Annotated in this window: 14 protein-coding genes; 10 read left to right on the top strand and 4 right to left on the bottom strand. The window is 54.4% G+C overall.

The features are described 5' to 3' along the window. From lpxB to AC3CHX_RS20190, 3 genes are all read left to right on the top strand, one after another. Entirely contained in the window at positions 1 to 1,164 is a 1,164-nt protein-coding gene (lpxB, locus tag AC3CHX_RS20200) for a lipid-A-disaccharide synthase (RefSeq protein WP_488629797.1), read from the top strand. 37 nt (positions 1,165 to 1,201) lie between these two features. Then, positions 1,202 to 1,822 (top strand): ribonuclease HII, encoded by a 621-nt coding sequence (rnhB, locus tag AC3CHX_RS20195; protein ID WP_488629796.1) that lies wholly within the window; start codon positions 1,202 to 1,204, stop codon positions 1,820 to 1,822. 139 nt (positions 1,823 to 1,961) lie between these two features. Beyond that, positions 1,962 to 2,747 (top strand): TrmH family RNA methyltransferase, encoded by a 786-nt coding sequence (locus AC3CHX_RS20190; RefSeq protein ID WP_488629795.1) that lies wholly within the window; start codon positions 1,962 to 1,964, stop codon positions 2,745 to 2,747. 109 nt (positions 2,748 to 2,856) lie between these two features. Here the strand turns inward: AC3CHX_RS20190 and ppsR are convergent, their stop codons facing one another. Together ppsR and AC3CHX_RS20180 are read right to left on the bottom strand one after the other, a co-directional pair. Beyond that, positions 2,857 to 3,705, bottom strand: a complete 849-nt coding sequence (ppsR, locus tag AC3CHX_RS20185; protein ID WP_488629794.1) for a posphoenolpyruvate synthetase regulatory kinase/phosphorylase PpsR — start codon at positions 3,703 to 3,705, stop codon at positions 2,857 to 2,859. Positions 3,706 to 3,927: 222 nt separating this feature from the next. After that, positions 3,928 to 4,974, bottom strand: coding sequence for an oxidoreductase (locus AC3CHX_RS20180; RefSeq protein WP_488629793.1), 1,047 nt, complete (start codon positions 4,972 to 4,974; stop codon positions 3,928 to 3,930). A 300-nt stretch (positions 4,975 to 5,274) separates the two neighbouring features. Here AC3CHX_RS20180 and ppsA point away from each other — a divergent pair, with 300 nt between their 5' ends. The 3 genes from ppsA to AC3CHX_RS20165 all read left to right on the top strand — a co-directional run bounded on the left by ppsA (position 5,275) and on the right by AC3CHX_RS20165 (position 9,232). Then, entirely contained in the window at positions 5,275 to 7,683 is a 2,409-nt protein-coding gene (gene ppsA / locus AC3CHX_RS20175; protein WP_488644878.1) for a phosphoenolpyruvate synthase, read from the top strand. Positions 7,684 to 7,819: 136 nt separating this feature from the next. Next, positions 7,820 to 8,290 (top strand): NfeD family protein, encoded by a 471-nt coding sequence (locus tag AC3CHX_RS20170; RefSeq protein WP_488629792.1) that lies wholly within the window; start codon positions 7,820 to 7,822, stop codon positions 8,288 to 8,290. 15 nt (positions 8,291 to 8,305) lie between these two features. Beyond that, positions 8,306 to 9,232 carry an SPFH domain-containing protein gene (locus tag AC3CHX_RS20165; protein ID WP_488629791.1) on the top strand — a complete coding sequence of 309 codons (927 nt, stop codon included), beginning with the start codon at positions 8,306 to 8,308 and terminating at the stop codon, positions 9,230 to 9,232. A 90-nt stretch (positions 9,233 to 9,322) separates the two neighbouring features. On the opposite strand, the gene smpB is transcribed toward AC3CHX_RS20165, so the two are convergent. Continuing rightward, positions 9,323 to 9,772 carry an SsrA-binding protein SmpB gene (smpB, locus tag AC3CHX_RS20160; protein ID WP_488629790.1) on the bottom strand — a complete coding sequence of 150 codons (450 nt, stop codon included), beginning with the start codon at positions 9,770 to 9,772 and terminating at the stop codon, positions 9,323 to 9,325. A gap of 66 nt (positions 9,773 to 9,838) precedes the next feature. Here smpB and AC3CHX_RS20155 point away from each other — a divergent pair, with 66 nt between their 5' ends. Both AC3CHX_RS20155 and AC3CHX_RS20150 read left to right on the top strand, forming a co-directional pair. Beyond that, positions 9,839 to 10,279 carry a type II toxin-antitoxin system RatA family toxin gene (locus AC3CHX_RS20155; protein WP_488629789.1) on the top strand — a complete coding sequence of 147 codons (441 nt, stop codon included), beginning with the start codon at positions 9,839 to 9,841 and terminating at the stop codon, positions 10,277 to 10,279. Between the two features lie 9 nt (positions 10,280 to 10,288). Beyond that, complete coding sequence (locus AC3CHX_RS20150) at positions 10,289 to 10,660, top strand: RnfH family protein (RefSeq protein ID WP_488629788.1); 372 nt, start codon at positions 10,289 to 10,291, stop codon at positions 10,658 to 10,660. A gap of 33 nt (positions 10,661 to 10,693) precedes the next feature. Here AC3CHX_RS20150 and AC3CHX_RS20145 read toward each other — a convergent pair whose 3' ends face one another. Next, the gene (locus AC3CHX_RS20145) at positions 10,694 to 11,209 is read right to left on the bottom strand and encodes a DUF4124 domain-containing protein (protein WP_488629787.1); all 516 of its coding nucleotides are present in this window, start codon (positions 11,207 to 11,209) and stop codon (positions 10,694 to 10,696) included. Between the two features lie 180 nt (positions 11,210 to 11,389). Between AC3CHX_RS20145 and guaB the strand changes: the two genes are divergently transcribed. Both guaB and guaA read left to right on the top strand, forming a co-directional pair. After that, entirely contained in the window at positions 11,390 to 12,850 is a 1,461-nt protein-coding gene (gene guaB, locus AC3CHX_RS20140) for an IMP dehydrogenase (RefSeq protein WP_488629786.1), read from the top strand. 223 nt (positions 12,851 to 13,073) lie between these two features. Then, on the top strand, positions 13,074 to 14,651 hold the full coding sequence (gene guaA / locus AC3CHX_RS20135) for a glutamine-hydrolyzing GMP synthase (protein ID WP_488629785.1): 1,578 nt from the start codon (positions 13,074 to 13,076) through the stop codon (positions 14,649 to 14,651). The last annotated feature ends 277 nt before the right edge of the window (positions 14,652 to 14,928 follow it).

Here is a 14,928-nt window from a genome sequence, read left to right as displayed (position 1 = left end):
GTGTCTACAACATCGAATATTTCCGTCGCGATGGTGGCCGGGGAGACTTCCGGCGATCTGCTGGCGAGCCGTTTGCTATCGGGTTTGCGGCCGCACCTGCCGGATGCCGATATGTATGGCATTGGCGGCCCGAAGATGGCTGAATATGGTTTTGTCAGTCATTGGGCGATGGATAAGCTGGCGGTAAATGGCTTGTTCGAAGTGCTTGCGCATTATCGTGAACTCAAGGGTATTCAGCTCGCCTTGCGCGATCGTCTGCTGATTGAAAAGCCGAATATTTTTATTGGCGTCGACGCCCCTGATTTTAATTTTGGGCTCGAAACGCAACTGAATCACGCCGGCATTCCCACTGTCCATTTTATTGGTCCGTCGATTTGGGCCTGGCGCGGCGGACGCATCAAGAAAATCGCGCGCTCCGGCTCGCACATGCTGGTGGTATTCCCGTTCGAGGAAGAGATTTATCGCAAGGCAGGGATTCCCGCAACTTACGTCGGCCATCCGCTGGCGCAAGTGATTCCCATGGTGCCTGACGTCGCAGCAGCACGTGCCGCACTTGGCTTGCCGGCCAGCGGCACAGTGGTGGCGATCATGCCCGGCAGCCGCATGTCGGAATTAAAGTACAACACCGTTGGTTTTGTCGGCGCCGCCAAATTGCTGGCGCAGCGTGATCCGAATGTGCGTTTCATCGCACCGATGGCAGGCCACAAGCAGCGTCACCTGTTTATCGAACTGGTGAAAGAAGCCGGCTTGCAGGATGTTGAGATCCAATTGCTTGATGGTCAATCGCATACCGCGATGGCTGCCGCGGATGCCGTATTGGTGGCGTCCGGCACGGCATCGCTAGAAGTCGCATTGTATAAAAAGCCGATGGTGATCGCGTACAAGATGATGCGCGCCACCTGGGAAATTTTGCGTCACATGAGCTACCAGCCGTGGATAGGCCTGCCAAATATTCTGGCGCGCGAGTTCCTGGTGCCGGAATTGCTGCAGCATGCAGCGACGCCACAAGCACTCGCTGACGCCTTGTGGAAGCAATTACAAAACGTATCGCATCAAGAGATGTTGCGCCAGCGCTTTACCGACATGCACCATGCACTGTTGCGCGACACTGCTAATGAGAGCGCCCAAGTGGTGTTAAAAATCATTGGGCAGCAACATACATGATTTTTAATTTTTTATACGTACAGGTACAGACCGCTCCTTGAAAACCTCTGATAACAATCTGCCTTTATTTGACTACGATTACGCTGACGAAATTATTTGCGGCGTCGATGAGGCTGGCCGCGGGCCTCTTGCCGGACCTGTTTTCGCTGCTGCGGTGATACTTGATCCGGCGCGCCCCATTCCGGGCTTGCGTGACTCCAAGAAGCTGACTGCTGAACGGCGCGAGGTGTTGGCAGCGCAAATCAAGGAACGTGCGTTAGCCTGGTCGATTGCCGAATGTTCAGAAGAGGAAATCGATACGCTGAACATTTTGCAGGCCACCATGCTGGCAATGCGACGTGCGGTCGAAGGTTTGTCGCAACTGCCGACGCTGGCGCTGATTGACGGCAATCGTTGTCCGGTCATGGCGATACGGGCCGAGGCGATTGTCAAGGGCGACGACAAGGTGGCGGCGATTTCGGCGGCGTCGATACTCGCCAAAACCGCGCGCGATGCAGCCTTGCAGGTACTGCATGAACAATATCCGGATTATGCCTTCGACCAGCACAAGGGGTATCCGACCGCGCTGCACATGGAGCGGCTGCGGCTGCATGGCGTATCGCCGGTCCATCGTAAATCCTATGCACCAGTGCGAGCACTGCTGCAGCCTGAGTGCTAATCCCGTTTGCCGTTAAAATTGGTGTGCGACGTTAGTGCCGATAACGCGATCGGTTTTATAGTTCGCAGCGCCGATTTTCAAGGTAAATTTCCGTACGGCATTGAATTAACGCAGCAGCTCTCACACGATTTTTACACACATGAAACTGATTTCTTCCCCATACAATGCCTTATACAAGGAATTGAAACTGCTGGCCACCCGCTCGCAAACGCGGCGCAAGATGGGGAAGTCCTTGCTGGATGGGATACACCTGGCTGAATCCTATTTGCAGCACTACGGTTTTCCTGCGCTGTGCGTTGCCAGCGAGAGTGCGTTATTACATGCCGAAGCAGCGGCACTGATTGCGCGATGCGAAGCCGGCGGTGTCCAGTGTGTCGCCTTTCCGGATGCGCAGTTCAACGTTATTAGCCAGGTTGAACATGGTATAGGTCTGCTGTTTGTGATCGATACGCCACAATTTGCGGCGCCGGCAGCAATGACGCAATCTGCGGTTTTGCTTGATAATCTGCAGGATCCTGGCAATCTCGGCTCGATTTTGCGGAGTGCCGCCGCCGCCGGTATCAAACAGATTTACTGCTCGTCCGGCACTGTCCACGCATGGTCGCCGAAGGTGTTGCGCGCTGGCATGGGGGCACATTTTTTACTGCAGATTTTTGAGAATGCAGATCTTTTGGCGCTTGTCGCCGGTGCCCGGATAGCGGTTCTGGCGACTAGTTCTTATGCGCAAAAAAGTATATTTGAAGCCGATCTGAAAGCGCCGGTGGCGTGGTTGTTCGGTCATGAAGGGCAGGGCGTTGCTGAAGATTTACTGGCGCAGGCCAGCGGGCAAGTGGTGATTCCGCATCTGGGCGAGATGGAGTCATTGAACGTTGCCGCCGCTGCCGCTATCTGCTTTTTTGAACAAGTGCGGCAAATGCAATCCTGAATTGTTCCGGTGAGCCAGCGCGATTGCACTGGCTCACCATCTTTGATTCGCGCTTCTTGGGCGCGTCGTAACCGGCTATCGTTCTGCCCGCTTTTCTCTTGGTGCGGGCTTAATACGTCGCTGAATCCGGTTTAATTTCCTGCAAAATCGTCGCCGCAATCTCTTCAATCGATTTGGTGGTGGACGACATCCAGCGTATTCCTTCGCGCCGCATCATGGCTTCCGCCTCGTTGACTTCATAGCGACAATTGACCAGCGCCGCATATTTACTGCCAGGACGCCGTTCGTTACGGATTTCAGACAGGCGCTCGGCCAAGATTGTCAGGCCAAAAATCTTTTGTTTGAATGGTCGCAGGCCGGTTGGCAGTTTGTTGCGTTCGAAATCCTCTGGAATTAACGGATAGTTCGCTGCCTTAATGCCGTATTGCATGGCCAAATACAAGCTGGTTGGCGTTTTCCCAGAGCGGGATACGCCGACCAGGATGACGTCTGCATCGGCCAGATTCTTGTTTGATTGACCATCGTCATGCGCCAGCGAAAAGTTGATCGCTTCGATCCGGTTCTTGTATTCCTCCGAATTGGCAGCGTTATGGCTGCGTCCGATCGTGTGGGATGACTTGATTCCTAACTCATTTTCCAGCGGCTCAACAAAGGTTTGGATCAAATCCATGTGCATTGCCTTGGCCTGCTGGATGACTTTTGACAGGTTGGCTTTGACAAGTGTTGAAAAAACAATCGGCAATTTGCCATCGGCTGCAAAAGCTTCATTAATCCTGCGCGTCGCGTCATATGCTTTGTCGAGTGTATCGACAAACGGCAGGCGCACCTGCTTAAAGCGCAGTTCGAACTGCGTCAATACCGAGTGACCGAACGTTTCAGCGGTGATGCCGGTGCCGTCGGAAACAAAGAAAACGGTGCGATTGGCGGTCGGCAGTGGGAGCGTAGGAGCTTCTGACATGATGTATTTAGGAATGAAAACTGTTAAAAAATGGCGGCTTGCAGGTGAAATATTGGCTACCTGCAGCACCAGCGTGCATTTGAAAAAAGAACGGTATTGCAAGGCAAGGTCACGAAAATGTAGATCGAAGCCCAACTTGGCGAAGAATAACAAAAAGCCAAATCGCGAGCACGGAACATCAACAGACCGGGTTTCGAGTTCTCGGAGGCAACGAAAACTCGCTCAAGAAAGCCGCGTGAACGCTAACCGACGGCCTTCCGCATTGCTTCGAATCGCGAGATCAATAATGGTCATCACATCGACGGCATCCTGCGCTGTAACAGGAAACGGTTTGCCGTCGAGAATCGACGTCGCAAGCGACCGATAGTAATCGGCATATGCACCATTGTGGGTCGCGAATTCCATGCTCAAATCGTGATCGCCATCGACTTCGCACAAGAATCCGGGGGGATTTTTGCCGAACCCCTCATCGCCCGGCCGCAGACCGGCTTTCAACTGATCCTCCTGCACATCCAGCCCTGTTTTCACATAGCTGCCGCGCGTGCCGTGAACGGCAAACCGCGGCGGCGCCAAGGCGGCCAGGGCGCTCGCATGGAGGATCACCTCTTTGTCCGGATAACCGAGTTGCAAATGCACGTAGTCCGGCGCTTGCGCTTGATCGCGATGCTGCTTGAGCGTCGCCGCCACCGTCCGTGGCGCACCGAACAGCGTCAGCGCCTGATCGATCAAATGGGGGCCCAGATCGAACAACAGACCGCCCCCACGCGAAGCCTCTTCGCGCCAGCGCTGCGGCACTTTCGGCCGAAAGCGGTCGAAATGGGATTCATAGTGCGTGACGCGCCCGAGCCGTCCGCTTTCGATCAGTGCGCGCACGGTCATGAAGTCACCGTCCCAGCGTCGATTATGAAAGGGCGCGAACAGCAGGCCATGCTCTGCGGCGAGATCGGCGAGTGCTTTGGCGTCGCGGGCGGAAAGCGTTACCGGCTTATCGACGACCACATTCTTGCCAGCCGCGAGTGCCTTGTGCGCGAGGTCGAAGTGCGTGTCGTTCGGCGTGGCGATGACAATGCAGTCGATGTCATTGCGCGCGATGAGTGCATCGAAATCGGGCACGACTGCCGCATGCGGGTAATCGGCCTGCGCACGCTCGGTTTGCGCCGTGGCGATGGCGGCAATGGTCGCGCGGCCGCAACTTTCGATGACAGGCGCGTGAAACGTGGCTCCCGCGAAGCCGTAGCCCATCAGACCGACTCTCAATACTGAATCCATGTCAGGGTCCTGTTGTGTTTGTGTCTTGATAGTGTGGCATGGCTGCTCTGGTTTGGGTGATTCGTTCGCACATTTGTTGCTATAAACAAAATATTATTGACTGATTGAAAGCAAACGAGACGTGAGCAGCAGCGGCAGCAAACCATGGTTTTGCGGAACTAGATCGGAATTGCGGAACTCAGACTTCCCATAAATTACTGGCTCAGCCTTATAATATGCGCCAATGCGCGGTACGCCTTCATTGGCAGCAATAGATTTCTTATCATCAAACTAGAGGTTGTTATGTCCAATGCAATACAGATGGGTGCCACCCAGGGGGCTGCTTACGTCGTTCCCTTTGAAAATCTGCGAATGACGGATGTTGATTCCGTCGGCGGCAAAAACGCGTCGCTGGGTGAAATGATTAGCCAGCTGGCGACGGCCGGCGTCCGGGTACCTGGTGGCTTTGCCACTACGGCACAGGCTTTCCGTGATTTTCTGGCGTACAGCGCAAACGGTGGCATATCGTTGGCACAGCGCATCGCTGATCGTCTTGAAACGCTGGATATTGAAGACGTGCGGGCATTGGCGCAAGCTGGTGCGGAAATTCGTGAATGGATCGTGGCAACGCCATTCCAGCCGCGTCTGGAGCAGGAAATCCAGGAATTCTATCGGCGTCTGGTTGCCGATTCTTCCAGCGAGATGTCGTTCGCGGTGCGGTCGTCGGCAACTGCTGAAGACTTGCCGGATGCATCGTTCGCCGGCCAACAGGAGACTTTCCTGAATGTGGTCGGTATCGATAACGTACTGGAAGCGATGAAGCATGTGTTCGCGTCGTTGTACAACGACCGTGCGATTTCGTATCGTGTCCATAAAGGCTTCACTCACGCTGAAGTGGCCTTGTCGGCGGGTGTGCAACGCATGGTGCGCTCCGACGTCGGTGCCGCCGGCGTCATGTTTACTCTGGATACCGAGTCTGGCTTCAAGGATGTGGTGTTCATTACGTCGAGCTACGGTCTCGGCGAAACAGTGGTGCAGGGCGCGGTCAATCCGGACGAATTCTACGTCCACAAACCAATGCTGGAACAAGGCAAGCTGCCTATCATCCGTCGCAATATCGGCTCCAAGCTGATCAAGATGGAATTCACCGGAGAGGCCAAAGCCGGCCGTTCGGTCCGGACCGTTGACGTGCCTATCGAGTTGCGCAATCGCTATTCGCTCAACGATGCTGAAATCGTTGAACTGGCCAAGTACGCCACCATCATCGAGAAGCACTACGAGCGTCCGATGGATATCGAGTGGGGCAAGGATGGCCGTGACGGCAAGTTGTACATCCTGCAAGCACGTCCGGAAACCGTGAAGTCGCAGGAAAAAGCCACTGACTCGCAGCAGCGTTTCAGGCTGAAAGGTAGCAGTAACGTGCTGGCGACCGGCCGTGCCATCGGGCAAAAAATTGGTGCAGGTCCGGTACGGGTAATTCATGACGCTGCCGACATGGAGCGTGTGCAACCCGGTGACGTGCTGGTGGCCGACATGACCGATCCTAACTGGGAGCCGGTAATGAAGCGGGCGGCGGCGATTGTCACCAACCGTGGCGGCCGGACCTGTCACGCGGCGATTATCGCGCGTGAACTGGGCGTGCCGGCCGTGGTCGGTTGCGGTGATGCTACCGATATCCTGAAGGATGGCACGTTTGTGACGGTATCCTGCGCTGAAGGCGACGAAGGCAAGATCTATGACGGTCTGCTGGAAACCGAAATTACCGAAGTCGCCCGTGGCGAACTGCCAAAGCTGCCGTTGAAAATCATGATGAACGTCGGTAACCCGCAACTGGCTTTCGACTTCCAGTCGATTCCAAATGGCGGCGTTGGTTTGGCGCGTCTGGAATTCATCATCAACAACAATATCGGGGTTCACCCACGGGCGATTCTGGAATACCCGAACATCGACGCCGATCTGAAGAAGGCGGTCGAATCGGTAGCGCGCGGTCACGCATCGCCCAAGGCTTTTTATGTCGATAAGTTAGCAGAAGGCATTGCGACCATCGCCGCCGCATTCTGGCCCAAGACCGTGATTGTCCGTTTGTCCGACTTCAAGTCGAACGAGTACAAAAAGCTGATCGGCGGCTCACGTTACGAGCCGGATGAAGAGAATCCGATGCTCGGTTTCCGCGGCGCTGCGCGTTATTTGTCTGTCGATTTTGCCGAAGCATTCGAAATGGAATGCCAGGCGATGAAACGGGTGCGCGAAGACATGGGCCTGACCAATGTCGAGATCATGGTGCCGTTCGTACGGACGCTCGGCCAGGCTGAAAAAGTCATCGGCTTGCTCGGTAAAAATGGTCTGGTGCGTGGCGAGAACGGTTTGCGTGTCATCATGATGTGCGAAGTGCCGTCAAACGCGATTCTGGCCGAAGAGTTCCTGGAGCATTTCGATGGCTTCTCCATTGGCTCCAACGATTTGACCCAGCTGACACTCGGTCTCGATCGTGACTCCGGTATGGAATTGCTGGCGGCGGACTTTGATGAGCGTGACCCGGCGATCAAGGCGTTGTTGAGTAAAGTCATTGCGACTTGCATCGCCAAGGGCAAGTACGTCGGTATTTGCGGTCAGGGCCCATCCGATCATCCGGACTTTGCCGAGTGGCTGATGAAGCAAGGTATCGAATCGATTTCACTGAATCCGGATACCGTCATCGATACCTGGCAGAAGTTGGCTGCGGCGCAATAAATTTGTCGGAAGTGTCTCGGAGCGGGCATTATTTCCTGCTCTGATTAATTGTTTTGCAATAAAAATGCGAGCCTGGTGCTCGCATTTTTAATTGTGCGTTAGACTACTGAGACGATCAATCGCAGGAGAGCAATACATGACTGCATGGGTGGGATGGTTGCTGTTAAGTGGCGTGCTGGTGTTGGCTGAACTGTTTACCGGAACCTTTTATTTGTTGATGGTGGCGGTCGGCATGCTGGCCGGCGCGCTTGCGGGATCGCTTGGTGTCAGGCTGGAGTGGCAATTTGTCGTGGCTGCCGCGGTTGCGGTGGCTGGCACTGTGGTGTTGCGCCGCAGTCGGTTTGGCAAGCGCGAAAAGGTCAGCGCTTCACGCGACCGCAATGTCAATCTGGATATTGGCCAGACTATCAACATCGATCTTTGGCATCCCGAAAGTGCTGGCGAGGATGCCGCCAACTCCGCATCTTATACGGCGCGGGTCAAGTATCGCGGGGCGTTGTGGGATGTCGAACTGGCGCCGGGGGAAACGGCACATACAGGGCAATTCCTGATCCAGGAAATACGTGGCAGCCGCTTGATTGTGGCAAGTCGTTCAAATCAAAAATAACGGAAGGGATTCACTATGTTCGGAAGCGTATCGTTAATTATATTTTTCATTGCTGTCGTATTTGTCATTAAAACTGTCAAAGTAGTGCCGCAACAGCACGCTTGGGTAGTTGAGCGTTTAGGGAAATATCATGCAACGCTAGGTCCAGGGCTGAGTATCGTGTTGCCGTTTATCGACCGTATTGCCTACAAGCATATTCTCAAAGAAATCCCGCTCGACGTCCCGCCGCAAGTTTGTATCACTCGCGATAATACACAGCTGCAAGTCGACGGTATTCTGTACTTTCAGATCACCGATCCGATGCGCGCATCGTATGGTTCATCCAACTACATTGCTGCGATCACACAGTTGGCGCAAACCACGTTGCGTTCGGTGATCGGCAAGATGGAACTGGACAAAACGTTTGAAGAGCGCGATCACATCAATACCAGCATCGTCAACGCGATTGACGAGTCGGCAGCTAACTGGGGTGTCAAAGTATTGCGCTACGAGATCAAGGATTTGACGCCGCCAAAGGAAATTTTGCATGCGATGCAGGCACAAATAACTGCCGAACGTGAAAAGCGCGCATTAATTGCAGCGTCGGAAGGGCGCAAGCAAGAGCAGATCAATATTGCAACCGGCGAACGGGAAGCGTCGATTGCCAAGTCGGAAGGTGAAAAGCAGGCGTCGATTAATCGCGCTGAAGGTCAGGCGGCAGCGATTCTTTCGATTGCGCAAGCAAGTGCGGAGGCTATCCGGAAAACCGCTGCGGCGTTGCAGGAGCCGGGCGGTTCGGATGCGGCGAATCTGAAGGTTGCGGAACAATATGTCGCCGCTTTCAGCCAACTGGCGAGGACTAACAATTCGATCATCGTCCCAGGGAATCTGGGTGAAATGAGCGGATTGATTGCTACCGCTATGCAAGTCGTGAAATCGCAAAGTATTGCTAAAAAGCCGTAAGTCAGTAACCGGATAAAAAGCGGTTCCAGCGATTTGCTTTTGCTGGAGCCGTTTTTGATTGTCGGCAATGGCAATCTGCGGCCCGGAAATTTAGCGTCGGTGCTGCTTCATCGCGGCCTGAACTTCGCGCTCGCCGTCACGTTGTCTTTCGGTATCGCGTTTGTCGTGTTGTTTTTTGCCTTTGGCCAGGCCGATGTCGCATTTGATGCGACCGCCTTTGTAATGCAGATTCAGCGGCACCAATGTGTAGCCCGAACGCTCGACCTTGATGATCATTCTTTTGATCTCTTCGGCATGCAGGAGCAATTTGCGGGTACGCACCGCTTCCGGGTGGACGTGGCTGGAGGCGCTGAGCAGGGCGCTGATATGCGCGCCGAACAGATGGATTTCGCCGTCACGGACGATGACGTAGGCTTCTTTTAGCTGCGCGCGCCCGGCACGGATCGATTTTACTTCCCAGCCATGGAGTACCATGCCGGCTTCGAAACGCTCTTCGATAAAGTAATCGTGAAAAGCTTTTTTGTTATCAATAATACTCATGTAGTCGGAAGTGCCGCAGGTCGGTTAAAATTTCAAGTTGTGATTCTATCAAATGGTTGATATTTAATGGCGGTTGTACATAAAACGGTCTTGTTGGGGTATAGCGTTGAACAGATGTTCGCGCTGGTCGATCGGGTTGAGGATTACCCGCAGTTCCTGCCGTGGTGCGGCGGCGTCGATGTGCGCGAACGAAGTGACAGCAAGCTGGTCGCGACCCTCAACATACACTATCACGGCATCAAGCAGTCATTTACCACTGAAAATATCAACACTGCGCCCGTCGCGATGCAGATGCGCCTGGTGGAAGGGCCGTTCAAACATCTGGATGGAACCTGGACTTTCAAGACCTTGCGGACAGATGCATGCAAGATCGAGTTCGATCTGCACTACGAATTTTCCAGCAAGATTCTGGAAAAACTGATCGGACCGGTGTTCAGCATGATCGCCAACAGCTTTGTCGACTCGTTCTGCAAGCGTGCCGATGTTGTCTACGGCAATAATGCCTGAGCTGCTGCGATGACGAATATATCGAAGGAAGTCAGTACCGAGAGTGCCGCTGAAAGCGCAGCTTCATCAATTCGGATCCAGGTTTGTTACGCCACCCCGGCGAGTCAGCCCATACGAGCGCTGACCGTACCGCAGGGAACCTTGCTGCACGATGCAATCAAGCGTAGCGGTCTGCTGGAAGAATACAAGGAAATTGACTTGAGCTGTTGCCGTGTCGGCATATTTGGCAAATTGAAAACACTGGATACGGTTGTGCGTGATCGGGATCGGATCGAAATTTATCGCGCGCTGAGCGCGGATCCGATGGACTCCAGGCGAAAACGCGCGATCAGGATCGCTAAAGAAGAGGCCAAACTGGCCGCCGATAAAAAAACCCGCTGATCAGCGGGTTTTTTATGAGATGCGAGGGCGGCTTTATTTGCACTCGTCCAGCACCTGCTTGTTATCACGCGATGCCTGTGCACGCTGGCTATCGTCGAAAACGGCGCGCTGTCCATTTTTGTCGGTCTGGGTAACGCGCTGGCCGGAATCAAGCGTGCGCTGGAAGGCGCGGGCGTTTTCACAGTTTTTGGCTTTGTCGGCAGCGTCTTTGGCGCTGTCAGCGGCTTTTTTATCTTTTGCGGCCTGCTCGTCCTGGCGTTTCTTGAACGCGGCATTTTGTTCGGCGAGGGTCGGTGGCGCCTTGTCTTTGTTTTGTGCGTCTTTACTATCCGCCGCGCCGTTGCCGGCGTCCGAACTCGGCAATGAAAAATTTCCGGGCATCTTGAGTATGCGTTTGGCCGGCACCGACGTTGGCGGCGGCAGGTCGGAATATTGTTTGGTGCCTTTCTCATCCAGCCACACATATTGCGCCAAAGCGGCGCTGCCGATGCTCAGCATGCACAGGGCGGCAGTTGCGATAAAAAATTGCTTCAAACGGATTGCGGTCATTTCAGTCCTTGGGCACGCGGGAGATACGTCGAAAAACAGATGAGTGATTTCGCCATGCTTTGACAGTCATGTCAATCTGCCAGTGATTCTTTTGAGCAAATATCTACTGAAAACGCGGTACGCGAGCGACGTGCTGTCCGGATTTCTGTATAATTCGCTTTTGCGCCTATAGGAAAAGCTATGCGTCTAGTTCAAAATGCACTCACATTCGATGATGTGCTGTTGGTTCCGGCTTATTCGGACGTACTCCCCAAAGATACTACCCTCAAGACTCGCTTGACGCGCAACATCGCGTTGAACATCCCGCTATTGTCGGCGGCGATGGACACCGTGACTGAGGCCCGCCTGGCAATTGCCATGGCGCAGGAAGGCGGCATCGGCATTATTCACAAGAATCTGACCGCGCAAGAACAAGCGCGCGAAGTGGCCAAGGTCAAACGTTTTGAGTCCGGTGTGGTGCGCGATCCGATCACGATCCCGCCAACCATGCGTATTCGCGACGTTATTGCTTTATCTGAACAACACGGCATCAGTGGCTTCCCGGTAGTCGAAGGCAAGAGCCTGGTCGGGGTGATCACCAACCGCGATTTGCGCTTCGAAGAAGAACTGGACGCCGAAGTGCGCGCCAAGATGACCCCACGCGATCGCCTGGTGTACGTCAAGGACGGCGCCGATCTGAGCGAAGCCAAGCGCCTGATGAACAAGCATCGTCTGGAACGTGTGATGGTGGTGAACGACGCATTTGAGTTGCGCGGCCTGATTACCGTCAAGGATATTCAAAAATCCACTACCCATCCGCTGGCATCGAAAGATGACCAGGGCAAGTTGCGCGTCGGTGCCGCTGTCGGCGTTGGTGCCGATAATGAAGAACGTATCGAGTTGCTGATCAAGGCCGGCGTTGACGTGATCGTTGTGGATACCGCTCACGGCCACTCCAAAGGTGTGCTTGATCGCGTTAAATGGGTCAAACAGAATTTCCCCGGGGTTGACGTTATCGGCGGCAATATTGCGACAGCGGCAGCCGCCCTGGCGCTGGTTGAACATGGTGCTGACGGCGTCAAGGTCGGTATCGGCCCCGGTTCGATTTGCACCACGCGGATTGTTGCCGGCGTCGGCGTACCACAGATTTCGGCTATCGCGAATGTGGCTGCGGCCCTCAAGGGCACCGGTGTTCCGGTGGTTGCCGACGGCGGCGTGCGCTTCTCCGGCGATATTGCCAAGGCGCTTGCAGCTGGTGCTTCCACCGTGATGATGGGGAGCATGTTTGCAGGTACTGAAGAGGCGCCGGGCGAAGTGATTCTGTTCCAGGGGCGCAGCTACAAGTCGTATCGTGGCATGGGGAGTCTGGGTGCGATGTCGGATGGTTCGGCTGATCGTTACTTCCAGGATTCGGCCAACAAGGCCGACAAGTTTGTACCGGAAGGCATTGAAGGGCGCGTACCGTACAAGGGCAGCGTCTTGACGATTCTGTATCAGATGATAGGCGGCGTACGTTCTTCGATGGGTTATTGCGGTTGTGCAACGATTGAAGACTTGCAAAGCAAGGCCGAATTCGTGCAAATCACTTCGGCCGGTATGCGCGAGTCGCATGTGCATGATGTGCAGATCACCAAGGAAGCGCCGAACTATCGGACTGACTGATCGGAGCTACGGATAAGCTCTTGAGGCTGCCTTGAACTTCGCGCCACGTGTGGTTTACCTCACGTGGCGCTTGCAGTTTTAGCGGCTACTCAAGATCTTGCCGCGCAATCATGATTGCGGCGCATGCGCTGCTCTTCACTCGCTGATGGTCGCTTGAAACAGATCTTGAGCAAGTTCTCGATTCGGATTTAAATTATATTCTTAAGCTATTTAGGCGCACACCATGCACTCAAAAATACTCATTCTCGATTTCGGTTCCCAGGTTACTCAGCTGATTGCACGTCGCGTGCGTGATGCCGGCGTGTTTTCCGAAGTTTATCCGTACGACGTCTCAGATGAATTCATCCGCAACTACGGCGCTGCAGGCGTGATTCTGTCGGGTGGTCAGAACAGTGTGACCGATGGCGACACGCCACGCGTGCCGCAAGCGGTGTTCGAACTGGGTGTGCCGGTATTCGGTATTTGTTACGGCATGCAAGCCATGGCTGAACAACTCGGAGGCAAGGTCGAAATGGGCAAAGTACGTGAGTTCGGCTACGCCGAAGTACGTGCTCGCGGCCACACCGCGCTGCTGAAGGATCTCTGCGATTTCGTCACGCCGGATGCGCACGCGATGTTGAAGGTATGGATGAGTCATGGCGACAAAGTCAATCACATGCCGCCAGGGTTCAAGCTGATGGCATCGACAGCGAACTGCCCGATCGCCGGCATGGCTGACGAAGAGCGCAAATTCTACGGCGTGCAATTTCACCCGGAAGTCACCCACACGGTGCAAGGCGAAGCCATCATCAAGCGCTTCGTTGTCGATATCTGTGGATGTAAGCCTGACTGGAATATGCCGGACTACATTGCCGAAGCGGTTGAAGCTATTCGTCAGCAGGTCGGTACCGACGAAGTCATTCTCGGTTTGTCCGGTGGCGTTGACAGCAGTGTCGCCGCGGCTTTGATTCATCGTGCAATTGGCGATCAGTTGACATGCGTATTCGTCGATCACGGCTTGCTGCGTCTTGACGAAGGCAAGATGGTCATGGAAATGTTCGCGGAGAACCTCGGCGTTAAAGTAATCCGTGTCGATGCGACGGCGCAGTTCATGGGGCATCTGGCGGGAGTTAGCGATCCGGAAGCCAAACGCAAAATCATCGGCCGCGAATTCGTTGAGGTATTCCAGGTCGAATCCGCCAAGTTGAAGAACGCCAAATGGCTGGCGCAAGGGACGATTTATCCGGATGTCATCGAAAGTGCCGGCAAGGGTAAGAAGGGCGCCACCATCAAGAGTCACCACAACGTCGGCGGTTTACCGGAAACGCTGAATCTGAAATTGCTGGAGCCGCTGCGCGAACTCTTCAAGGATGAAGTCCGCAAACTAGGTGTCGCGCTGGGTCTGCCGCATGCGATGGTGTACCGCCATCCGTTCCCGGGTCCAGGTTTGGGGGTACGGATTCTGGGCGAAGTCAAAAAGGAATTCGCCGATCTGTTGCGTCGCGCCGATGCAATTTTCATCGAAGAACTGCGCAATACCAAGGACGATAATGATGAATCCTGGTACGACAAGACCAGCCAGGCATTCGCCGTGTTTTTGCCGGTCAAGTCAGTCGGCGTGATGGGCGATGGCCGCACCTACGATTACGTGGTGGCGCTGCGGGCAGTACAGACGCAAGACTTCATGACCGCGCATTGGGCACATTTGCCGCACGAATTGCTGGGCCGCGTATCAAACCGCATCATCAATGAAGTACGTGGCATCAATCGTGTGGTGTATGACATTTCAGGTAAGCCGCCGGCCACGATCGAGTGGGAGTGATTTAGCGTTCAGCACCCGTAAGTAAACAAAAGCAGAAAATCCTCCAAAGCCCGCGTCAATGCGGGTTTTTTTGCTTTCTGGTGAGGCATTGGTTGGCATCTTAATGTGCGCCCAAGTACCTATTTCAGATGGTATGTGTGATGGTATTATTTCCGTCGATGCCATGATGCGGGCAAGTAGCATGCCATGCATTTTTGGGCGAATATGATTGATGAATGGACGATCAAGGGTAAGCGACTTGCAGCATAATTAATCAACTGGGCACTCACTTCGCAGA

The sequence above is a fragment of the Glaciimonas sp. OK215 genome, from assembly GCF_057787885.1.
This window is presented reverse-complemented; position numbering and strand designations above follow the sequence as displayed.